Here is a 20113-nt window from a genome sequence, read left to right as displayed (position 1 = left end):
TCCTCCCGTTACTCTGGGTTGTCCGCGAGGGATCTCGCCGCCCGGACGCAATGGGCGAGGGCCCTGCGCGCGTACTCCGGGGAAGCCCCCGCGAGTCCGCACGCCGGAGTGAGCGTGACCGCCTCCGGGAGAAGTCCCGGCCGCAGCCCCAGCCTGCGCCAGAGCGTCCTGACACCCATGACGCTACCGCCAGGGTCCGACAACGGTCCGTCCGTCCCCGGAACGACACCGGCGAACAGCCGGGTCCCGCCCTCCACCGCCTCCCCGATCACCTCGTCGTCACGCTCGGTGAGGAGGGAGAAGTCGAAGGAGACCCCCGCCGCGCCCGCCCGGCGCAGCAGGGCGAACGGGACGTCCGGTGCGCACGAGTGGACCACGACGGGCCCGCCGTCGTGAACCCCGACGACGTCCCGCAGCGTGGCCTCGACGATCTGCCGGTCCACCGCGCGGTGGGTGCGGTAGCCGCTGGCGCTCCTCACCTGTCCGCGCAGCACGGCGGTGAGGGAGGGTTCGTCGAGCTGCAGGACGAGCCGCGCGCCGGGCACGCGCCGCCGCACCTCGGCGAGGTGGAGGCGCAGCCCCTCGGCGAGGGAGGCGGCGAGGTCGCGGCAGGCGCCGGGGTCGGAGAGGGCGGCCTCGCCGTTGCGCAGCTCCAGGGCGGCGGCGAGCGTCCACGGGCCGACCGCCTGGACCTTCAGGGGGCCCTGGTACTCCTGGGTGAACTCCTCCAGCGCGTCGAGGTCCTCGCCGAGCCAGGAGCGGGCGCGCCTGGTGTCTCGGCCGGGGTGGTCGCCGAGGCGCCAGCCGCTGGGTTCGACGCGGGCGTAGAGCTCCACGAGCAGGCCCGCGGTGCGGCCGATCATGTCCGCGCCGGGGCCGCGGGCGGGGAGTTCGGGGAGGTGGGGGAAGGTCTCGAAGCTGCCGGTGACCGTTTTGGCGGCCTCTCGGGCGTCCCCGCCCGGCATGGAGCCGATCCCTGTCGCGGGGGCGAAGCTGAACTGGCTGTTTTCGCTCACCCGTAGAGCGTACGGAGGTTTTTCGCCCCCGCCGCCCCTACCCGTCCCATCCCGGGGGCGCTGCCCCCGGACCCCCGCTCCTCAGACGCCGGAGAGGCTGGTTTTCACAGGCGGGCCCGTGCCAGTTGGCGGGACTGGGCCACCAGGCGGTCCTTGCTGTCCCAGACCTCGGCGTCCTCCTCCAGGAAACCACCGGCGAGGTTGCGGGTGGTGATCGAGACGCGCAGGGGGCCCGGGGCCGGGCGGCAGCGGACGTGGACGGTCAGCTCCACCGTGGGGACCCAGCCGGACAGGCCCAGTTCGAAGGCGGTCGGCGGCAGGGCGTCCACCGCGAGGAGCAGCGCGAACGGGTCGGGGTCCCGGCCGTCGGCAAGACCGAACCAGGCCCGCATCTCCCCCTTGCCGGAGGGCTGTCCGAGCGCCCATCCCAGGGTCGAGGGGTCGAGCTTGAGCATCAGGCGCTCGGTGATGGCGGAGCTGCCGTCGACCGGGGTGGGGCCGTCCTCCGGGCCGAAGCACTGCTCCATCGGCGGTATCGCGGGCGGCTCGGCCGTCGTGCGGACGTCGTCGGGGAGGGAGTCCAGATCACCGTAGGAGGCGAGGACGCGGATGCGCTCCACCTCGTCGCCCCGCTCGTCGAGCTGGAAGAGGGATGCCTGACCGGTCGACAGGGTCCGTCCGGTGCGCACGGTCTCGGTGCGGACGACCGCCGGGCCCGGCTGGGAGGCGGTCAGGTAGTGCGCGGAGATGGTGAACGGGTCGGCGTGCGGCAGGGCGTCCGCGAGCGCGCGGCCCAGGACCGCCAGCAGATAGCCGCCGTTGACGGCGTTGATGATCGTCCAGCCGGCGGAGAGGTCGATGTCGTAGACGCCGGGCGCGCGCGGGGTGAGTGCGGTGTCGCGGTCGAACTCACTGGCGCCGATGGTGGCCCTGACGGGCTGGGCGGAGGCTGCTTCTGGCATGGCTGAACAGTACAAGAAGATAATACTAAGCGGTAGCTTTGCTCTTGCGGTCCCTGGGACTACTCCTCCCGGACCGTCGAACGACGGTGCCATGCGCGAGGGGCACGCCAGTGGTAGCGCATCGCGAGGATGCGCAGCACGAAGGCCGTGACCACGGCGACGCTGCTGGTCCCCGCGTTCAGCACGTCGTAGCGGATGCACAGCGCGGTCAGGGCGGCGCCGACGACGGCCGGGACGGCGTACAGGTCGCGGTCCCAGCGCAGCAGCGACGGCACCTCGTTGGCGAGCACGTCGCGCAGCACACCGCCGCCGACCGCGGTGGCCAGGCCCAGACAGGCGGAGGCGGTCAGGCCGAGGCCGTAGTCGTACGCCTTGGTCGTGCCGACGACGCAGAACAGGCCGAGACCGGCCGCGTCGAAGACGTTGACGCCGGTCTGGATGCGTTCCACGTGCGGGTGGAGGAAGAACACCAGGACCGTGGCGAGCAGCGGGGTGACGAAGTACCCCAGGTCCGTGAAGGCGGCGGGCGGTACGGCGCCGATGACCAGGTCGCGGAAGAGTCCGCCGCCGAGCGCGGTGACCTCGGCGAGTACGGCGATGCCGAAGACGTCGAAGTTCTTGCGGACGGCCAGCAGGGCGCCGGAGATCGCGAAGACGAAGATGCCGATCAGGTCGAGCGTATGCAGGACGGACGGACTGAACAGTTGCTGGAGCACCTTTGTATTCTCACCCAGCAAGAACCCCTCGCCTTGCAAAGCAAGGCGAGGGGTGATGTGAACTTGCTGTCCGGGATCCCGTCGGGCGGTACCCCGGACGCGGGCGAAGACCCGGCCGACGGCTGCGGCCAGTCGCAGCCGTCAGCCGGTCATACGGCCTTCCCGGCGGCGCCGGCCTTCCCGGCGGCCTCGGCCTTGCCGGCCTCTTCCGCACTCTCCGCCTTCGCCTCGGCGGCCCCGGCGGTCTCGGCCTTCTCAGCGCTTTCGGTTTTGTCGGCGCTCACGGCCTTCTCCGCCTTGACGGCAGTCGCGGCCTCATCGGCGGACTCGGTGTCGTCGGCGCCCGCGGCCTCGTCAGCCTCATCGGCGGTCTCGGCCTCGTCGACGGTCGCGACCTTCTCAGCCGCGTCGGCCTCGTCAGCCTTCTCCGCGCCCTCGGCCTTCTCAGCCTTGGCGGCCCCGTCGGCCTCGGCCTTCTCAGCGCTCTCGGCGTCGTCGGCGCTCGCAGCCGCGTCGGCCTCGTCAGCCTTCTCCGCGCCCTCGGCCTTCTCAGCCTCGGCGGCCCCGTCGGCCTCGGCCTTCTCAGCGCTCTCGGCGTCGTCGGCGCTCGCAGCCTCGGCGGCCTTCTCCGCGCGCTCGACCTCGTCGGCGATCTCGGCCTTCTCAGCCTCGGCGGCCCCGTCGGCCTTGTCGGCGCTCTCCGCCTTCTCCGCCGACTCAGGCGTGTTCCCCTGCTCCGGTACGGTCTCCTGCTTCGGCGGGCCGGGCTGTTCCGGTACCGCCGGGGTGCCGGGGTCCTCGGTCGTCGGGTTGTCGTCCACGCCCTCGCGGGTCGCCGACACGACCTCGCCCGTGGTCCGCTCCAGCGTCCCGGCCGCGATCTCGTCGGCGAAGTGGCACGCCACCCGGTGGCCGCCGCCGAGGTCCCGCAGCTCCGGCCGCTCCGTCGCGCAGCGCTCGGCCTGGGCCCACGGGCAGCGCGTGTGGAAGCGGCAGCCGCTGGGCGGGTTGGCCGGGGAGGGCAGGTCGCCGGTGAGCAGGATGCGCTCGCGCCTGTCCTCCACCTCCGGGTCCGGCACCGGCACGGCCGACATCAGGGCCTTGGTGTACGGGTGCTTCGGCTCGGCGTACAGCGCGTCGCTCGGTGCCTCCTCGACCAGCGAGCCCAGGTACATCACGCCGATCGTGTCGGAGATGTGCCGGACCACCGCGAGGTCGTGGGCGATCACCACATAGGTCAGGCCGAGTTCCTCCTGGAGCTCGTCCAGCAGGTTGATGACCTGGGCCTGGACCGACACGTCGAGCGCGGAGACCGGCTCGTCGCAGATGATCACGTCGGGTTCGAGGACGAGGGCGCGGGCGATGCCGATGCGCTGGCGCTGGCCGCCGGAGAACTCGTGCGGGTAGCGGGAGAGCGCGTTGGAGGGCAGGCCGACCTTGTCCAGGATCGACTTGATCTTCTCCCGGCGCTCTTCCTGGTCCTTGCCGATGCCGTGGGCGACCATGCCCTCGGACAGGATCGACTCGATGTTCTGCCGGGGGTTGAGCGAGCCCAGCGGGTCCTGGAAGACCATCTGGAGCCGGCGCCGGAAGCGGCGCATCTCCTCGCCGGGCAGCTTCGCCAGGTCGGTGCCGTCGAGGACGACGGAGCCCTCGGTGATGTCCACCAGCCGCAGCACGGACCGCCCGAGGGTGGTCTTGCCGCAGCCGGACTCGCCGACCAGACCGTAGGTCTCGCCGGCCTCGACCTTCAGTGACACCCCGTCCACGGCGTAGACGTGACCGACCGTGCGGTCGACGAAGACGCCCTTCTTGATGGGGAAGTGGACCTTGACGCCGTCCAGTTCGAGCAGGCTCATGCGGTGACCTCCTCGGCCTTCGTGTCGTCGAGTACGGGGTTGACGCACCGCACCTGGTGGCCGGCCGCGCGCGGCTCGGTGAGCTGCGGGGTGCCGGTCAGACAGCCCATCTCGTACCGGTCGCAGCGGGGTGCGAAGGCGCAGCCGTCGGCCCAGGCGATGCGGTCGTTGATGGAGCCCCGGATGGGCTTGAGGGGTTCGCCCCGGGGAGCGTCCAGCCGCGGGATGGAACCCAGCAGTCCGTGCGCGTAGGGGTGGGTCGGGTGCCCGAACAGCTCGCGGCGCCCGGCGGACTCCACGGTCTTGCCCGCGTAGAGCACGTTGACCTGGTCGCAGAGGCCGGCGACCACTCCGAGGTCGTGGGTGATCATCAGCAGGGCGGTGCCCTCCTGGTCCACGAGCTCCTTGAGCAGTTCCAGGATCTGGGCCTGGATGGTCACGTCGAGGGCCGTGGTGGGCTCGTCGGCGATGAGCATGCGGGGGGCGCAGGCCACCGCCATGGCGATCAGCGCACGCTGGCGCATACCGCCGGAGAGCTGGTGCGGGTACTCCTTGAGCCGCCGGGTCGGGTCGGGGATGCCGACCCGGTCCAGCAGATGGGCGGCCTCCTTGCGGGCGGCCTCGCCCTTGAGCCCGCGGTGACGCTCCAGGATCTCGGTGACCTGCACGCCGACCGGCACGACCGGGTTGAGCGAGGACAGCGGGTCCTGGAAGATCATCGCCATTTCGCTGCCGCGCAGGTCACGGCGGGCGGAAGAGCTCATCGTGAACAGGTCCACGCCGTCGAACTCGGCACGGCCGCCGATGGTGACGCCCTTGTGGGGCAGCAGGCCCATCAGGGCCAGGGAGGTGACGGACTTTCCGCAGCCGGACTCGCCGACCAGGCCCACGACCTGGCCCTGGTCGACCTCGAAGGAGACGCCGTCGACCGCCCGGGACTCCTTGCGGCCACGGCCGCCGAAGGTGATGGTCAGTTCGTCGACATTGAGCAGAGACATGGTGGTTCAGCCCCTCAGCTTCGGGTCGAGGGCTTCCCGCATGGCCTCGCCGAGGAGGGTGAAGCCGAGGGCGGTGATGATGATGCCGACGGCGGGGTAGACCGCCATCATCGGCGCGTTGTCGAAGAACCGCTGCGCCTGGGTGAGCATGACGCCCCACTCGGGGATGGCCGGGTCGGGGTTGCCGAGGCCCAGGTAGGACAGGGCGGCGGCCTCGATGATCGCGGTGGCCAGGGAGAGCGTGGCCTGCACGATCACCGGGCTGAGCGAGTTGGGGATGATCTGCGAGAGGACGATGCGCCGCTTGCGCACACCCAGGGACTGGGCGGCGAGCACGTAGTCCGAGCTGCCCTGGGCCAGCATGGAGCCGCGCAGCAGCCGGGCGAACACCGGGATCTGCACGACACCCACGGCGATCATCACGGTGGTCAGCGACTGACCCATGACCGCGGCGATGGACACGGCCAGCAGCAGCGAGGGCATCGCCAGCATGATGTCGATGAAACGCATGATGACGGAGTCGACGCGCTTGCCGGTGTCACCGCCGAGGGTGGCGAAGGCGCCGGCGAGGCCGCCGATCACGAAGCCGATGATCAGACCGATCATCGTGGCGACGACACCGACGAGCAGCGTCTGGCGGGCGCCGACCAGCATGCGGGAGAACATGTCCCGGCCGAGGTGGTCGAGCCCGAACCAGTTCTCGCCGCGCGCGCCGACGAACTCGCCGCGGTTGGGGAAGACCTCGCCGCGCCAGGTCTGGGCGGTCGGGGAGAACGGGGCGATGTAGGGCCCGATGATCGCGAGGACGACGAACAGGGCGATGACGACCGCGCCGATGATCGCCATCTTGCTGCGCTTGAGGCGTCGGAACGCCTCCCGCCACAGGCTGGCGCCGGTGCTGGTCTCCTTGGTCGCGGCCAGTTCCGCGAGCCGCTGGATCTTGTCGGTCTTGGTGGCGACACTCATGTCAGTGCACCCGCACTCTCGGGTCGATGAGGCTGTACGCGAGGTCCACCAGCAGGTTGATCAGGACGTATATCAGCGCGATGAACATGATGAACCCGACGAGCACGGGGTAGTCGCGGCCGTCGATCGCGGTCCGGATGAAGGAGCCGATGCCGCCGAAGGAGAACACGGACTCGGTCAGGACCGCGCCGGACAGCAGGGATCCGGTGAGCAGACCGACCGCGGTGACCACGGGGAGCATCGCGTTGCGCAGCACGTGCCGGCTCCGGATGACGCTCCGCCGGAGGCCCTTGGCCTCGGCCGTGCGGACGTAGTCCTCGTCCTGCACCTCGAGGACGCTGGCGCGGGTCATGCGCACGATGACGGCGAGCGGGATGGACGCCAGGGCGACGGACGGCAGGATCAGATGCATGATCGCGTCCCAGGAGGCGTCGAACTCCCCGGTGAGGACGCCGTCCAGGACGGCGAAGCCGGTCACGTCGGTGGCGTTGATGCCGGTGTCCTGGCGCCCGAAAGCGGGGAAGATGCCGAGGTTGACGGCGAAGACCTGCTTCAGGAGCAGAGCCAGGAAGAAGACCGGGATGCAGATGCCGATCAGCGATCCGGAGACCGCGCTGACGTCGAGCCAGCCACCGCGGTTGCGGGCCGCGAAGTAGCCGAGGGGCACACCGACGACGACCGCGATGAGGATGGCGAGGAGGGACAGCTCCACGGTCGCGGGGAAGCGCAGGACGAACTCGTCCCACACCGGCTGACCGGTCTGGGTGGATGTGCCCAGGTCGAGCTCGAAGATGCGCTTCAGGAAGCGCCAGTACTGGACGTAAACGGGCTGGTCCAGCCCGAGCGCACGGTTGATGCGCACCACTTCGGCCTCGGTGGCCTTCTCCCCCAGGATCGCTGAGGCGGGTCCACCGGGCAGACGGTCGAGCCACAGGAAGAGCAGAACCGACAGGCCGAGCAGCGTGGGTATGAGCTGGAGCAGTCTTCGTACGACGAGACGCAGCACCCCGCATGCCCCTTTCTTGCGTGATGTCTTACATGAATGGACCCGCCCGGTCGCCGAGTTGCGACGACCGGGCGGACCCCCCGTTTTGGTTTCCTACCGCTGCTCGCCTACTTGAAGGAGGTCTCCGCGAAGACTTCCTGCGTCAGCGGGGAGACGTTCGGCGGGTTCACGTTCTTGGCGAAGGCGATGGCCGGCGGGGAGGACGAGATCGGAACACCCGGGAGGTACTCCATGATGGCCTCGTTGGCCTTCTCGTACGCGGCGGTGCGCTCCTCGGCCTTGCCCAGCTTCGAGCCGGCGTTCACGGCGTCGAAGACCTTCTTGTCCTTGAAGCCCCACTGCTTGTCGTACCCGGCGAACCAGGTGCCGATGAAGTTGAAGCCGTCGTTGAAGTCACCGGTCCAGCCGAGCATGTGCAGGTCGCAGGAGCCCGCCTCGGTGGCGTCGATGTAGTCCGGGGCCCACTTCATGGCCTTCGGCGTGACGGTGATGCCGGCCTTCTCCAGGTCGGCCTTCATCAGCTCGAACAGGTCCTGCGGGGCAGGCATGTACGGGCGGGTGACCTCGGTCGGGTAGCAGAACTCGACCTTGAGCTTCTCCTCACCGGCCTTCTTGAGGAGTCCCTTGGCCGCGGCGGTGTCGAACGGGTACTTCTTGACGTTCTTGGAGTAGCCCGCGATGGTGTCCGGCATGAACTGGTCGGCGACCTTGCCGCCCTCGGGCAGCTGGGTCTTGACCAGGTTCTCCTTGTCGATCGCCTGCGCGATCGCCTGGCGGACTTCCTTCTTCTTGAGGGCCTTGTTGGCCTCCTGGCTCATGCCCACGTAGAAGAGGTTGAAGACGCCACGGGTCGGGACGACGTAGCCCTCGTTCTCGAGGGTCTTGACGTCGGCCGGGGCGACGAGGTCGTAGCCGTCGATGTCACCGGCCTGGAGCGCCTGGCGGCGGCCCTCTTCGGTGTCGATGGTGCGGAAGACCAGGTTCTTGATCTTGGCCTTGTCGCCCCAGTAGTCGTCGAAGCGCTCAAGGGTGACTTCCTTGTTGCCCTTGTTCCACTTCGTGATCTTGTACGGGCCGGTACCGGCGACCGTGCCGGCCTCCTGGCTGTACTTGGGGTAGGTGATGGCGTCGCCCTTGGCGGTCGCCTCCTCCTTCGCGTACGCCTCGAGGGCCTTCGGCGAGTGGATCGCCAGGGCCTGGAGGGAGAAGCCGCCGGGGAGGTTGGCGGAGGGCTTCTTGACCTCGATGACGGCGGTGTTCTCGTCCTTCGCGGTGCAGGACTTGTAGTTCGCCTCGGGCGTCTCCTTGTCCTCGTTCTTCGCGAAGCCGCCCATGATGGTCTGCCAGTAGTAGGAGACCGCGCTGGACTGGTAGGTGCCCGTCCAGTTGAACCAGTGGTCGTAGTTGGCGCAGACGGCCGCGGCGTTGAACGCCTCGCCGTCGTGGAACTTCACGCCCTTGCGGAGGTTGAAGGTCCAGACGGTGCCCTCGTCGTTGCTCGACCAGGTCTCGGCGAGGCCGCCGACCAGCTTGGTGCCGCCGGACTCGTGCTCGAGCAGGGCCTCGAACGCCTGGCGCGTCACGCGGAAGGTTTCACCGTCGCTCGCGAGGGCAGGGTCCAGGGAACCCGGGTCACCTGCACCGGCGAACACGAAGGTGTCCTTGTCGCCGCCGCCGCTTTCGTTGTCAGCGTCCCGTTCGCTGGAGCAGCCCGTGGCGATCAGACCGACCGCCACCGCGGCCGTGATCGCCCGAGCGGTTCGGGACTTGAATATGCGCATACTGGGGCCACTCCGGGTCCGCTATGTGGATGCATCTTGACCGGCCGAACACTACAGACGATCGAAGGGTGTCAGGAACAGTCCGGATAGCGGTGATACCTACCTGAGATCTGAACAGTTGACATAAGGGACGGTTCAGGCGTCCCCCCGTCAGGATTTAACCCGCCGGACACGGAAGCGCCGTCGCGGCGGTCGCCCAGGTGGCACCGGGGAAGCGTGAAGAACGGGTGAAACCGCAGGTGACGGGCGGTCAACAGGTAGTCGCTGAGCGCGCATGGCCGAAAATGTGGCGGGAAGTCGACGGTGCGCGGCGGGCCAAGCGGACGTGACGACTCCGGCCCTCCGGGCCTGTCCACTCCGTGGACAGTGACGGGCCGTCAGTACAGCGGCATCCGGGCCGGTCAGCCCCGGTGCGCGGGCGGGTAGCCGTAGGCCGCGGCGGGGGACGGCACGGCACCGTGGGCCTCGCGGTCGTAGAACGGGCGGGAGTTGGCGCGCAGCCACATCGCGACCGGGTCGTGCTCGTCGGACATCGCGACGGTCGACACGGGCAGTCCGTCCGGGACCCCACCGAGGGACTGCTGCATCATCGCCCGTACGGCGTCCACGGCCGGCGGGGAGGTGTCGTACACGTCCAGGCCGATGGCGAGGTACGGGGCGCCCAGCGCGGGCTGCACCCAGGCGCGGCGCAGGGCGCGGACGGCCGGGGTGCGGTGGGCGTTCTGCGCGAGGAGGGCGTAGAACTGCGGGATCTCGATGGCCGGTTCGGACAGCCGCAGCGGTCCGGCGGGCTGGCGGTCCAGGCCGCCGGCGATCCGGCGCAGGTCCAGCCAGGGGATGCCGACGCCACCCCCGGGGGCGTGCGGATTGAGCCAGAGCCCGTAGTGGTCGGGGTAGAGCGCGCGGGCCGCTTCGAGGCCGTCGACCACCTCGTACGACCGGTTCCAGCCGCTGGCGGACAGTTCCTGGGCGGAGGTGACGCAGGGCGCGTAGCCGAGGCCGTCGACCTCCATGTTCCCGTACTGGGCGTCCGGGGAGCCGGCCTGGCCGTGCCAGAGCAGCATCCAGACCTGGCCGGAGGCGGGGGTCGCGAGGGCGCGCAGCAGTGCCTCGTACGCGTCGTAACGCCCGGGCGTCACCTGGCGCAGCATGTGCTCGACCTGTCCGGTCGCCGCGGTGCCAGCGCTCACTTGTATCGCCCCTCCGTACCTCGCCAGCGGATGGACCTAGCTTAAGCCGACGTCGTGCAGCAGGCTGCTGTGCGGCGAGCGCGGAAGGGCTCGGGGCTTCGCGTCGTCCGGCGGGTGCGGGTTTGTTGTGGCTTGTCGCGCAGTTCCCCGCGCCCCTTCAGGGGGTTACTGCGGGCGTTCGTAGAAGGGGCGGACCTTTGTGCGGAGCCAGTCGCCGACGGGGTCCTGGGCGATGTCCAGGACGATGAGGTTGACCGGCCAGGGGGCGGAGGTCCGGCCCAGGGCCCGGCCCAGGGCGTTCAGGGGGAGGGTGCGGGCGTCGCCCTCCCACTGGGAGAGTTCCACGCCGATGAAGAGGACCGGGGCGGCCGTCTCGATCGCGGCGAGGCAGCGGCGGGCGGTGGTCACCACGCCGAGGGCGTCGAACTCCGCCGAGGCGGCGGCGAGGAAGTCCAGCGGGTCGTCCTGCCAGTCGGGCTCGAACAGCCGGACCCGGCCGCCGGTCGCCGGACCGTCCAGCGGGGTGCGTCCGGCCCGGCACAGCTCGGCGACGGCCGGCGGCGGCAGCGGGATGCCGACCACGCCGCCGGGGTTCACCGCGATCCCGGCCTGCGGCGGCAGGCCGCGGGCGAACTCCACGGCGGGCGCGACGGTGTACGGCATGTGGGCGCCGACGACCTGGCGGAACTGCTCCTCGGAGCTGAAGACGGGGACGTGGACCTGGCCGTCGATCTCCATGGTGGGCAGGTCCAGCGGGCCGCTGTCCGGGCCGCCGCCGTTCGGCAGCGGGACCCAGACGAAGCTGCGGCCCAGCACCTCGACGATCCTGCCGCCCGCCGAGGGGACGCCGAGGGAGGCGGAGAGCACCTCCTCCAGCTCGTTGCCGGGCCATCCGCCGTGCGGGTGGGGGTGCGTCTGTGCCGGGAAGTCCGCCGGGAAGTCCATCTACCTACCGCCTGCTGCCTGGAACCACTGCTGTGGCTGGAAAGGCTACCGGTCAGCCCGTGAAGCCGACCCGGCGCAGCGCGTCCGCCGCGTCCCGGTCGATCAGGACCGCCGAACCCGCGCCCGCCGGCAGGGCGCCCCGCCGCACCGCGCGCAGCAGCCGCTCGCTCGCCGCGCGGTGGCGCAGGAACGCGTACCGGGAGACCCCGCGCCCGCGTTCGCGCTGGCCGGCCAGGGCCTGCTGCGGGGTGACGTCGAGCAGCAGCAGATGCAGGCTCGCGCCCCGGCGGCGGGCCTCGCGGGCCAGCCAGCGGCGCACCCAGGCCTGTGTACCGCAGTCGTGCACGACGACCGGCCCGCCGGCCCGCAGCACGCGGCGCAGCCCGGCGTAGTGGGCGAGGCGGACCAGCGGGCGGTAGACCGCGTACGGCAGGAGGCGCGGCATACGGCCGTCCCAGCGGTCCCGGGTGTCCTGGGAGTCGACGCGGGTGCCGCGCACCGTGCGCCGCATCAGTGTGGACTTGCCGCTGCCGGGCAGTCCGGTGACCACGACGAGGTCCCGGGGTCCGAAGAGCAGGGCGCGCGGGCTGCGGCCGGCCCGTGCGCGCAGATCGCGGACTACGGGCGCCGGCAGCGCGCCGCGGGCCCGACGGGCCTGAGCGGCCGGCTGCTGGGGCAGCGTGACGCCCGTGGTGGTGGCGCACGCCGTGGTCCTGTTCACCGTGATCGTCCTCCCCTGGGGCCGGGTACGAGTACCGATCCCCGCCGAGTGTAAAGAGAAGGTAATGCCGGGTGTCTGTCGTTTCCGTCCGTTTCCTGAAACAGGCGTGTCACAGCCCCCTGTGACAGCGCCCGCACACCCTGTGCACCCCCTGGGAAGGGTCCCCCTGCCGCGCCCCCGCAATGCGTGCAATGATGTGCGCGCCAACTGCATACCGGCCGTTTGAATCCGCGCGGGAGAGTCCCCGGCACCGTTTGCCGCCGGGGCGCCGAAGGAGCAAGTCCCTCCCTTGAATCTCTCAGGCCCCGTTACCGCGCGGGCGAGGCACATCTGAAAAGCGGGCCGCCGAAGGGCATTCAGCAGTGCTCCGGTGGCTCCACCCAAGGTGCAAGCCAGGACGCCCCCTGCGTGGGCGGTCATGGCGAACCTCTCAGGTTCCGATGACAGATGGGGAGGAAACGCCCTCGCCGCCCGTCATGCCTTTGGGAGACCGACCGATGAGCAGTACCGAACCCCGCCGGACCGCGCTCGACGCCCTGCACCGTTCGCTCGGCGCGACGATGACCGACTTCGCCGGCTGGGACATGCCCCTGCGCTACGGCTCCGAGCGCGACGAGCACAACGCCGTCCGCACCAAGGCCGGCCTCTTCGACCTCTCCCACATGGGCGAGATCACCGTAACCGGCCCGGGGGCCGCCGAACTGCTGGACTTCGCGCTGGTCGGCAACATCGGCAGCGTGAAGCCGGGCCGCGCCCGCTACACCATGATCTGCCGTGAGGACGGCGGCATCCTGGACGACCTGATCGTCTACCGGCTGGACGACACCGAGTACATGGTGGTCGCCAACGCCTCCAACGCCCGGACGGTGCTCGACGCCCTCGTCGAGCGCTCGGCCGGCTTCGACGCCGAGGTCCGCGACGACCGCGACGCCTACGCGCTGCTGGCCGTGCAGGGCCCCGAGTCCCCCGGCATCCTCGCCTCGCTCACCGACGCCGACCTGGACGGTCTGAAGTACTACGCCGGCCTGCCCGGCACCGTCGCCGGTGTGCCCGCGCTCATCGCCCGCACCGGCTACACCGGCGAGGACGGCTTCGAGCTGTTCGTGAAGCCCGAGCACGCGGTGGAGCTGTGGCAGGCGCTCACCAAGGCCGGCGAGGGCGCCGGCCTGGTCCCCTGCGGGCTGTCCTGCCGGGACACGCTCCGCCTGGAGGCCGGCATGCCGCTGTACGGCAATGAGCTGAGCACCTCCCTCACGCCCTTCGACGCCGGTCTGGGCCGGGTGGTGAAGTTCGAGAAGGAGGGCGACTTCGTGGGCCGTACGGCGCTCGCCGAGGCCGCCGAGCGCGCCGCCTCCGAGCCGCCGCGCGTCCTGGTCGGCCTGGTCGCCGAGGGCCGACGGGTCCCGCGCGCCGGGTACGCGGTCGTGGCCGGCGGCGAGGTGGTCGGCGAGGTCACCTCCGGCGCCCCCTCCCCCACGCTGGGCAGGCCGATCGCGATGGCGTACGTCGACGCGGCGCACGCGGCGCCCGGCACCGAGGGTGTCGGCGTGGACATCCGCGGCAGCCACGAGCCGTACGAGGTCGTGGCGCTGCCGTTCTACAAGCGGCAGAAGTGACACCGTCGTAGACGGCTTCCCGCGCGTGAGGTGAGCACGTCGTGCCTGCTCACCGGCGCCGCACCGCAGTCCCCTCATTCATCAGCAGTCCCCCGCGTACAGGAGAATCCAGGCCATGAGCAACCCCCAGCAGCTGCGTTACAGCAAGGAGCACGAGTGGCTGTCGGCCGCCGAGGACGGCGTGTCGACGGTCGGCATCACGGAGCACGCGGCCAACGCGCTCGGCGACGTGGTCTTCGTCCAGCTCCCCGAGGTCGGTGACGGCGTGACCGCGGGCGAGACCTGCGGCGAGCTGGAGTCGACCAAGTCGGTCAGCGACCTGTACTCCCCGGTCACCGGCGAGATCACCGAGGTCAACGAGGACGTGGTGAACGACCCGTCGCTGGTGAACTCGGCCCCCTTCGAGGGCGGCTGGCTGTTCAAGGTGCGCGTCACCGACGAGCCGGCCGACCTGCTGACCGCCGCCGAGTACGACGCCTTCATCAAGGGCTGAGGAGCCGTAACCGCATGTCGCTTCTGAACACGCCCCTGCACGAGCTCGACCCGGCCGTCGCCGCCGCCGTCGACGCCGAGCTGCACCGCCAGCAGTCCACCCTCGAGATGATCGCCTCGGAGAACTTCGCCCCGGTCGCGGTCATGGAGGCCCAGGGCTCGGTCCTCACCAACAAGTACGCCGAGGGCTACCCCGGCCGCCGCTACTACGGCGGCTGCGAGCACGTCGACGTGATCGAGCAGATCGCCATCGACCGGGTCAAGGAGCTCTTCGGCGCCGAGCACGCCAACGTGCAGCCGCACTCGGGCGCGCAGGCCAACGCCGCCGCGATGTTCGCGCTGCTCAAGCCCGGTGACACGATCATGGGTCTGAACCTCGCGCACGGCGGGCACCTGACCCACGGCATGAAGATCAACTTCTCCGGCAAGCTCTACGACGTGGTCGCTTACCACGTCGGCGACGACGGCCAGGTCGACATGGCCGAGGTCGAGCGCCTCGCCAAGGAGAGCAAGCCGAAGCTGATCGTGGCCGGCTGGTCGGCGTACCCGCGTCAGCTCGACTTCGCCGCGTTCCGCCGGATCGCGGACGAGGTCGGCGCGTACCTCATGGTCGACATGGCGCACTTCGCCGGCCTGGTCGCCGCGGGCCTGCACCCGAACCCGGTGCCGCACGCCCACGTCGTGACGACCACCACGCACAAGACCCTCGGCGGCCCGCGCGGCGGTGTGATCCTCTCCACGGCCGAGCTGGCCAAGAAGATCAACTCCGCGGTCTTCCCCGGTCAGCAGGGCGGTCCGCTGGAGCATGTGATCGCCGCCAAGGCGGTCGCCTTCAAGGTGTGCGCCACCGAGGACTTCAAGGAGCGCCAGCGCCGTACCCTGGAGGGCGCCCGCATCCTGGCCGAGCGCCTGGTCAAGGACGACGTGAAGGCCGTGGGCGTGGACGTGCTGTCCGGCGGCACGGACGTGCACCTGGTCCTGGTCGACCTGCGCGACTCGGAGCTGGACGGTCAGCAGGCCGAGGACCGCCTCCACGAGGTCGGCATCACCGTCAACCGCAACGCGATCCCGAACGACCCGCGCCCGCCGATGGTCACCTCGGGTCTGCGCATCGGTACGCCCGCCCTGGCCACCCGCGGCTTCACCGCCGAGGACTTCGCCGAGGTCGCGGACGTGATCGCCGAGGCGCTGAAGCCGTCCTTCGAGGTGGAGGCGCTCCGGGCCCGGGTGACGGCACTCGCCGCGAAGCACCCGCTGTACCCCGGTCTGAAGTAATTTCGTACGCTTTCATACGTACGAACATCAGGGGCATCGCGCACACTGGGTCGGTGGGCGCGGTGCCCCGCACCATGCACCGCCGCATGAACGATCCCTCTCTTCTGAACCACCCTTTCCCGGTGGACAGCGTCGTCCGCCGAACCCTTAGGAGTCCTCCCGTGGCCATCTCGGTCTTCGATCTCTTCTCGATCGGCATCGGCCCGTCCAGCTCGCACACGGTCGGCCCGATGCGGGCGGCCCGGATGTTCGCCCGGCGACTGCGCAACGAGGACCTGCTGGACTCCGTCGCCTCGGTCCGGGCGGAGCTGTACGGCTCCCTGGGCGCCACCGGACACGGCCACGGCACGCCCAAGGCGGTGCTGCTGGGCCTGGAGGGCGACTCGCCGCGCACGGTGGACGTGGAGTCGGCCGACGAGCGGGTGGAGAAGATCAAGGACGGCGGCCGGATCCGGCTGCTCGGCGAGCACGAGATCGCGTTCTCCTTCGACGACGACATGGTGCTGCACCGCCGCAAGGCACTCCCGTACCACGCCAACGGCATGACGCTGTGGGCGTACGACGCCGCCGGTACGGAGCTGCTGACGAAGACGTACTACTCGGTCGGCGGTGGTTTCGTCGTGGACGAGGACGCGGTCGGCGCGGACCGCATCGTGCTGGACGACACGGTCCTGAAGTACCCCTTCCGCACGGGCGACGAGCTGCTGCGCCTCACCAGGGAGACCGGTCTGTCCATCTCCGCCCTGATGCTGGAGAACGAGCGGGCCTGGCGGAGCGAGGAGGAGATCCGCGGGGGCCTGCTGGAGATATGGCGCGTGATGCGGGCGTGCGTGGACCGTGGCATGTCCCGCGAGGGCATCCTGCCGGGCGGCCTGAAGGTGCGCCGCCGCGCCGCGAACACCGCGCGCAAGCTCCGCTCCGAGGGCGACCCGCAGGCCCTCGCCATGGAGTGGATCACCCTGTACGCCATGGCCGTGAACGAGGAGAACGCGGCCGGCGGCCGGGTCGTCACCGCGCCGACGAACGGCGCGGCCGGGATCATCCCCGCCGTCCTGCACTACTACATGAACTTCGTGCCCGGCGCCGACGAGGAGGGCGTGGTCCGCTTCCTGCTGGCGGCCGGCGCGATCGGCATGCTCTTCAAGGAGAACGCCTCCATCTCCGGCGCCGAGGTCGGCTGCCAGGGCGAGGTCGGCTCCGCCTGCTCGATGGCGGCGGGCGCGCTGGCGGAGGTGCTGGGCGGCTCCCCCGAGCAGGTGGAGAACGCCGCCGAGATCGGCATGGAGCACAACCTCGGCCTGACCTGCGACCCCGTCGGCGGCCTGGTGCAGATCCCGTGCATCGAGCGCAACGGCATGGCCGCGGTGAAGGCGGTCACTGCGGCCCGGATGGCGATGCGCGGCGACGGCTCGCACAAGGTGTCCCTGGACAAGGTCATCAAGACGATGAAGGACACCGGCGCGGACATGTCGGTCAAGTACAAGGAGACGGCCCGGGGCGGGCTCGCGGTGAACATCATCGAGTGCTGAGGGTGCGGGCCCCGACCGGCGCATTCGCACGCGGTCGCCGCCGGGGCGGGGTCGGCCTTCCGCCGCGAATGTCCACAACGGTGCGTCTCCTGGCGAGAGACGCCGTCCTGGCGGGAGGCGTCCGTTCGGTCAGAGGGGACTGCCGGAGCCGTCGGGCAGCTCGCACCACACGGTCTTGCCCCGCGCGTTCTGCGTCACGCCCCAGCGTGCGGTCACGGCGTCGAGCAGGAGGAGGCTTCGGCCCATCTCGTCGTCCGTGCCCGGGTGGCGCAGGACCAGCCAGGTGGGCTGGGCTCTTCGGAGTGGACGTACCACCTAAACTCTGGGCGATTCTGGACGAGTCGGTCGTCCGACGGCGGGTGCTGCCGCCCACGGGCATGGCGGAACTACTGGAGCACATCGTCGAGGTGGCCAGGGCTACGCGTTCCATTGTGCAGATCGTTCCGGAAACCGTGGTGGCCCATCCGTTCATGATGGGGACGACGCGGATCATGACCTTTGTGGACGCGCCACCGCTGGTGTACACGGAAGGAGTGCACCATGGCCAGGTCATCGACTATCCGTCCCTCGTGATGGATCACCGGGAGTCGTACGATCCGCTCAGGGCCGCCGCACTGGCGCCGGAGGCGTCCCTGACCATGATCGAGGCAGCGGCGGAGGATTACCGGAATGAAGCCCGACAGCAGGACCGACCTGAACTACCTGCGGTGGCGCAAGAGCAGCTACAGCAACGGCACCGGGGGGGAATGTCTCGAAGTCGCCGATAACCTCCCCGGCCTCGTCCCCGTCCGTGACTCCAAGGATCCCCGCGGCTCCGTCCTCCTGTTCCCGGCGGACGCCTGGAGCCGGTTCGTCGAGGCCCTCGGGGGCCACCGCACCGCCGGAAGGCATGTGTCGCTCTGAAAAGCGGGAGCATCCCGGCTCCTACTGTTCACACTCCGCTCATTTGAGTGCACGGGTTACATTTGCCCGCCAAATGCTCACCCTTTTCGGCAGAGTAAGGGGTCATGCGCCCCCGGCAGCACGCGCTCGCCCAGCCGTCATATCTCGAAGCGGAGGGAGGCGACAGCGGCCTTCGGACAGGGTTCGATGCCCGTCACACGCTCGCGCCGGCGCTCCGTCGCAGGGCGCGTCCGATCCGGCGCACCACGGTGGTGGGTTTCAGCCCGCCTTCAACGCGCAGGAGGAAGCTGACCGGGGAGGAGGCGAGTGCTGCGTCGCGCTGTCTCCGGGCTCCGCCGAGGATGCCGACGGCTGTCGCGCCGACGCCGGCCACGATGCCCGCCGCGCTGCCGGCCACGGTGCCGCCGACCGTGCCGAACAGCCCGCTCACCAGGGCCGCCGAGGTGGGGGTGTCGAACGTGGTGCTGACGGAGGTGGTGATCGTCTGCAGGCCGACGCCCTTCATGGCCTTGCGCAGCTTCACCAACTCGACTTCGAAGTCCTTGTGCACCGCCTGCCGCACGTACATGTCCAGTGCCCGCGAACTGCGGATGCCGGCCAGTTCCTCGCGCAGGTCCGCCGCCGTCCGGGCGATGGCGTCCATGTAAGCGAAGAACTCCGGCTCGTACTTCTTGCGGAGTTCCACGATCTTCTCTGCGGGCACCTCGGCAAGCCCCGCGGGGAGCACGCACCGCACCGACAGCACCCCGACCCGCCCTGTCAGGTCGCCGGTTCCGACCGGGGCCGGGGCACCACCCAGGAGGACCGCCGCCATCCGCTCGGCGTCCCAGGGGTCGACGGCCGTGTGGGCGGCCTCCTGGTCGGTGACGGGGAGGAAGGCGGTGTGGCCCGCGAGTTCGGCGGTCAGCGCGCACTTGTAGACCCAGGCGAGCGCCGGGTCCATCCCCACCCACGCGTGGTGCGCGTCATGGCTGACCGTGTTGCGCACTCGCCGCACCGCCAGTCCGGTACCGAACAGGGCGTCCCTCAGCTCCGGCGACATCTCCCCCGGGTACAGGCCCGCCAGAGTCCGACCCCCGGCCGAGGAGAAGCGCCCTCTGTTGCCCACGGGTGCCGGTGTGCCGGGCGGCGAGGGTTCGGCGTTCACCACGTCCACGGCGTCCGGTCCGCCGGTGCCGTGGACACCGAAGCGGCTCCGCACCTCCTCACCCCGCTCGTCCACGAGTCGCAGCAGGTGCCGTGACGCCGCCTCGACGGCCTCGGCGGGGTCGATGTCCTGGATGAAGCCGAGGTCGTCCCGCAGGACACGGACGTGGTCCGGGTCCGAGACGCGGAAGCCCTCGGGCACCACACGGGCCATCTCCGGTAAGTACAGCGCGGCGGCTTTGATCCACGCCGGATCACGGAAGTGGACGTACGGGTAGTACAGACCGGTGCGCTGCACGAACACGCTCCTCCGCGGAAGTCCCCGAGCCCTTCGGGCCGTTACCCGGTGATGCTATGCGCACTGGGCTCGGCCCCGTCCGGGTGTGTTCCGCCCCCGATCGTCTGCCCGAGCTGATCGGGCTCCAGCACGCTGCCCGCGGGGCCGGCCGGGTTGACGTAGAGCGCGTGGCCGGGGGGCAGGCGGTCCAGGAGGGCCGGGACGGTGACGCGTTCGAAGGCGAAGCCGCCGACGCTGTCGAGGTGGGTCGAGGAGGTGAAGACCGGGACCACGAGCCCGCCGTCCTCCACTGCGGCAGTCACCAGGGATCCGTCCGGCAGGGTCAGCACCGCCACCTCGGCGGTGGCCAGGGCGCGCAGGACGTCCTCGGGTGGTCCGTAACCGGTGACGGCGAGCTGGAGGGCCGTGTCGACGTCGTCGGTGGGCTCGGGCCAGCCGAGCGATTCCGGGGAGGGGCGGTACGCCTCGTTGTCCTCCCACTCCTCGATCTCGCCTGTCGCGCCCGTGCGCCAGCGGCCGACCACGACCCGGTCGGGCGGCACGCCCTCGCCGTCCCAGCCGGGGTCGATCATGCTGATCCAGTGGTCCGGCGCGAGCCGTGCGGCCTCGACGATGTCGTCGGGGGGCGTGGGCATCATCGCTGTCCCGCTCCGGTCACTCGGCTCGTCGGCCGCCATCCGTCCTCCTGCTTCGT

Annotated in this window: 19 protein-coding genes, 1 pseudogene and 1 riboswitch; of the genes and pseudogenes, 6 read left to right on the top strand and 14 right to left on the bottom strand. The window is 70.5% G+C overall.

The window, feature by feature from the left end; all coding sequences use genetic code 11:
- Positions 1 to 8 precede the first annotated feature (8 nt).
- The 11 genes and pseudogenes from ACFV5H_RS05460 to ACFV5H_RS05410 form a co-directional block, all read right to left on the bottom strand.
- Entirely contained in the window at positions 9 to 1016 is a 1008-nt protein-coding gene (locus ACFV5H_RS05460; RefSeq protein WP_385192988.1) for a methionine synthase, read from the bottom strand.
- Positions 1017 to 1120: 104 nt separating this feature from the next.
- Complete coding sequence (locus tag ACFV5H_RS05455) at positions 1121 to 1978, bottom strand: thioesterase family protein (RefSeq protein WP_385052536.1); 858 nt, start codon at positions 1976 to 1978, stop codon at positions 1121 to 1123.
- A 59-nt stretch (positions 1979 to 2037) separates the two neighbouring features.
- Positions 2038 to 2694 carry a trimeric intracellular cation channel family protein gene (locus ACFV5H_RS05450; protein ID WP_385052539.1) on the bottom strand — a complete coding sequence of 219 codons (657 nt, stop codon included), beginning with the start codon at positions 2692 to 2694 and terminating at the stop codon, positions 2038 to 2040.
- 811 nt (positions 2695 to 3505) lie between these two features.
- Positions 3506 to 4553: pseudogene (locus ACFV5H_RS05445) on the bottom strand (ABC transporter ATP-binding protein); the annotation flags it as partial.
- Positions 4550 to 5551, bottom strand: coding sequence for an ABC transporter ATP-binding protein (locus ACFV5H_RS05440; RefSeq protein ID WP_385052545.1), 1002 nt, complete (start codon positions 5549 to 5551; stop codon positions 4550 to 4552). The pseudogene ACFV5H_RS05445 and the gene ACFV5H_RS05440, both read right to left, overlap by 4 nt.
- A gap of 6 nt (positions 5552 to 5557) precedes the next feature.
- Positions 5558 to 6517, bottom strand: coding sequence for an ABC transporter permease (locus ACFV5H_RS05435; protein ID WP_385052546.1), 960 nt, complete (start codon positions 6515 to 6517; stop codon positions 5558 to 5560).
- A gap of 1 nt (position 6518) precedes the next feature.
- On the bottom strand, positions 6519 to 7523 hold the full coding sequence (locus tag ACFV5H_RS05430) for an ABC transporter permease (protein ID WP_385052549.1): 1005 nt from the start codon (positions 7521 to 7523) through the stop codon (positions 6519 to 6521).
- A 107-nt stretch (positions 7524 to 7630) separates the two neighbouring features.
- Positions 7631 to 9304, bottom strand: a complete 1674-nt coding sequence (locus ACFV5H_RS05425; RefSeq protein ID WP_385052552.1) for an ABC transporter substrate-binding protein — start codon at positions 9302 to 9304, stop codon at positions 7631 to 7633.
- A 401-nt stretch (positions 9305 to 9705) separates the two neighbouring features.
- A complete protein-coding gene (locus tag ACFV5H_RS05420) occupies positions 9706 to 10455 on the bottom strand; it encodes an enhanced serine sensitivity protein SseB C-terminal domain-containing protein (RefSeq protein WP_385052587.1) in 750 nt (249 codons plus the stop codon).
- A gap of 204 nt (positions 10456 to 10659) precedes the next feature.
- On the bottom strand, positions 10660 to 11439 hold the full coding sequence (locus tag ACFV5H_RS05415) for an enhanced serine sensitivity protein SseB (protein ID WP_385052554.1): 780 nt from the start codon (positions 11437 to 11439) through the stop codon (positions 10660 to 10662).
- Between the two features lie 52 nt (positions 11440 to 11491).
- Positions 11492 to 12160 carry an AAA family ATPase gene (locus tag ACFV5H_RS05410; RefSeq protein WP_385052557.1) on the bottom strand — a complete coding sequence of 223 codons (669 nt, stop codon included), beginning with the start codon at positions 12158 to 12160 and terminating at the stop codon, positions 11492 to 11494.
- Between the two features lie 223 nt (positions 12161 to 12383).
- Positions 12384 to 12484, top strand: a riboswitch (glycine riboswitch).
- Positions 12485 to 12657: 173 nt separating this feature from the next.
- On the opposite strand from ACFV5H_RS05410, the gene gcvT reads away from it, so the two are divergent.
- The 4 genes from gcvT to ACFV5H_RS05390 all read left to right on the top strand — a co-directional run bounded on the left by gcvT (position 12658) and on the right by ACFV5H_RS05390 (position 17072).
- A complete protein-coding gene (gene gcvT, locus ACFV5H_RS05405) occupies positions 12658 to 13776 on the top strand; it encodes a glycine cleavage system aminomethyltransferase GcvT (RefSeq protein WP_385052560.1) in 1119 nt (372 codons plus the stop codon).
- A gap of 115 nt (positions 13777 to 13891) precedes the next feature.
- Positions 13892 to 14269, top strand: coding sequence for a glycine cleavage system protein GcvH (gcvH, locus tag ACFV5H_RS05400; protein ID WP_385052563.1), 378 nt, complete (start codon positions 13892 to 13894; stop codon positions 14267 to 14269).
- A gap of 14 nt (positions 14270 to 14283) precedes the next feature.
- Positions 14284 to 15543, top strand: a complete 1260-nt coding sequence (glyA, locus tag ACFV5H_RS05395) for a serine hydroxymethyltransferase (protein WP_385052566.1) — start codon at positions 14284 to 14286, stop codon at positions 15541 to 15543.
- A gap of 161 nt (positions 15544 to 15704) precedes the next feature.
- The gene (locus ACFV5H_RS05390) at positions 15705 to 17072 is read left to right on the top strand and encodes an L-serine ammonia-lyase (RefSeq protein WP_385192985.1); all 1368 of its coding nucleotides are present in this window, start codon (positions 15705 to 15707) and stop codon (positions 17070 to 17072) included.
- A gap of 129 nt (positions 17073 to 17201) precedes the next feature.
- Here the strand turns inward: ACFV5H_RS05390 and ACFV5H_RS05385 are convergent, their stop codons facing one another.
- Positions 17202 to 17387 carry a hypothetical protein gene (locus ACFV5H_RS05385; RefSeq protein WP_385193125.1) on the bottom strand — a complete coding sequence of 62 codons (186 nt, stop codon included), beginning with the start codon at positions 17385 to 17387 and terminating at the stop codon, positions 17202 to 17204.
- Between ACFV5H_RS05385 and ACFV5H_RS05380 the strand changes: the two genes are divergently transcribed.
- Positions 17375 to 17839: a DUF5753 domain-containing protein gene (locus tag ACFV5H_RS05380; protein WP_385192983.1), complete on the top strand. Its 465-nt coding sequence runs from the start codon at positions 17375 to 17377 to the stop codon at positions 17837 to 17839. The two genes, ACFV5H_RS05385 and ACFV5H_RS05380, sit on opposite strands and share 13 nt — an antisense overlap.
- Complete coding sequence (locus ACFV5H_RS05375) at positions 17742 to 17975, top strand: DUF397 domain-containing protein (protein WP_385052574.1); 234 nt, start codon at positions 17742 to 17744, stop codon at positions 17973 to 17975. Before ACFV5H_RS05380 ends, ACFV5H_RS05375 begins: the two co-directional genes overlap by 98 nt.
- 193 nt (positions 17976 to 18168) lie before the next feature.
- Here ACFV5H_RS05375 and ACFV5H_RS05370 read toward each other — a convergent pair whose 3' ends face one another.
- Both ACFV5H_RS05370 and ACFV5H_RS05365 read right to left on the bottom strand, forming a co-directional pair.
- Positions 18169 to 19419, bottom strand: a complete 1251-nt coding sequence (locus ACFV5H_RS05370; protein ID WP_385052577.1) for a DUF6236 family protein — start codon at positions 19417 to 19419, stop codon at positions 18169 to 18171.
- Positions 19420 to 19460: 41 nt separating this feature from the next.
- Entirely contained in the window at positions 19461 to 20096 is a 636-nt protein-coding gene (locus ACFV5H_RS05365; protein WP_385052578.1) for a type VII secretion system-associated protein, read from the bottom strand.
- Positions 20097 to 20113 lie beyond the last annotated feature (17 nt).

The sequence above is a fragment of the Streptomyces sp. NPDC059787 genome (assembly GCF_042732315.1).
In the GTDB taxonomy this organism is placed as follows: domain Bacteria; phylum Actinomycetota; class Actinomycetes; order Streptomycetales; family Streptomycetaceae; genus Streptomyces; species Streptomyces atrovirens.
The sequence above is the reverse complement of the archived record's forward strand: the minus strand, read 5'-3'. Positions and strand labels throughout refer to the sequence as shown.

Bases quoted from the DNA above. Each gene is read 5' to 3' on its own strand.
- ACFV5H_RS05455 (WP_385052536.1), bottom strand. From the start codon at position 1,978: ATGCCAGAAGCAGCCTCCGCCCAGCCCGTCAGGGCCACCATCGGCGCC.
- ACFV5H_RS05440 (WP_385052545.1), bottom strand. From the start codon at position 5,551: ATGTCTCTGCTCAATGTCGACGAACTGACCATCACCTTCGGCGGCCGT.
- ACFV5H_RS05435 (WP_385052546.1), bottom strand. From the start codon at position 6,517: ATGAGTGTCGCCACCAAGACCGACAAGATCCAGCGGCTCGCGGAACTG.
- ACFV5H_RS05425 (WP_385052552.1), bottom strand. From the start codon at position 9,304: ATGCGCATATTCAAGTCCCGAACCGCTCGGGCGATCACGGCCGCGGTG.
- ACFV5H_RS05420 (WP_385052587.1), bottom strand. From the start codon at position 10,455: ATGCTGCGCCAGGTGACGCCCGGGCGTTACGACGCGTACGAGGCACTG.
- ACFV5H_RS05415 (WP_385052554.1), bottom strand. From the start codon at position 11,439: ATGGACTTCCCGGCGGACTTCCCGGCACAGACGCACCCCCACCCGCAC.
- gcvT (WP_385052560.1), top strand. From the start codon at position 12,658: ATGAGCAGTACCGAACCCCGCCGGACCGCGCTCGACGCCCTGCACCGT.
- gcvH (WP_385052563.1), top strand. From the start codon at position 13,892: ATGAGCAACCCCCAGCAGCTGCGTTACAGCAAGGAGCACGAGTGGCTG.
- glyA (WP_385052566.1), top strand. From the start codon at position 14,284: ATGTCGCTTCTGAACACGCCCCTGCACGAGCTCGACCCGGCCGTCGCC.
- ACFV5H_RS05375 (WP_385052574.1), top strand. From the start codon at position 17,742: ATGAAGCCCGACAGCAGGACCGACCTGAACTACCTGCGGTGGCGCAAG.
- ACFV5H_RS05365 (WP_385052578.1), bottom strand. From the start codon at position 20,096: ATGGCGGCCGACGAGCCGAGTGACCGGAGCGGGACAGCGATGATGCCC.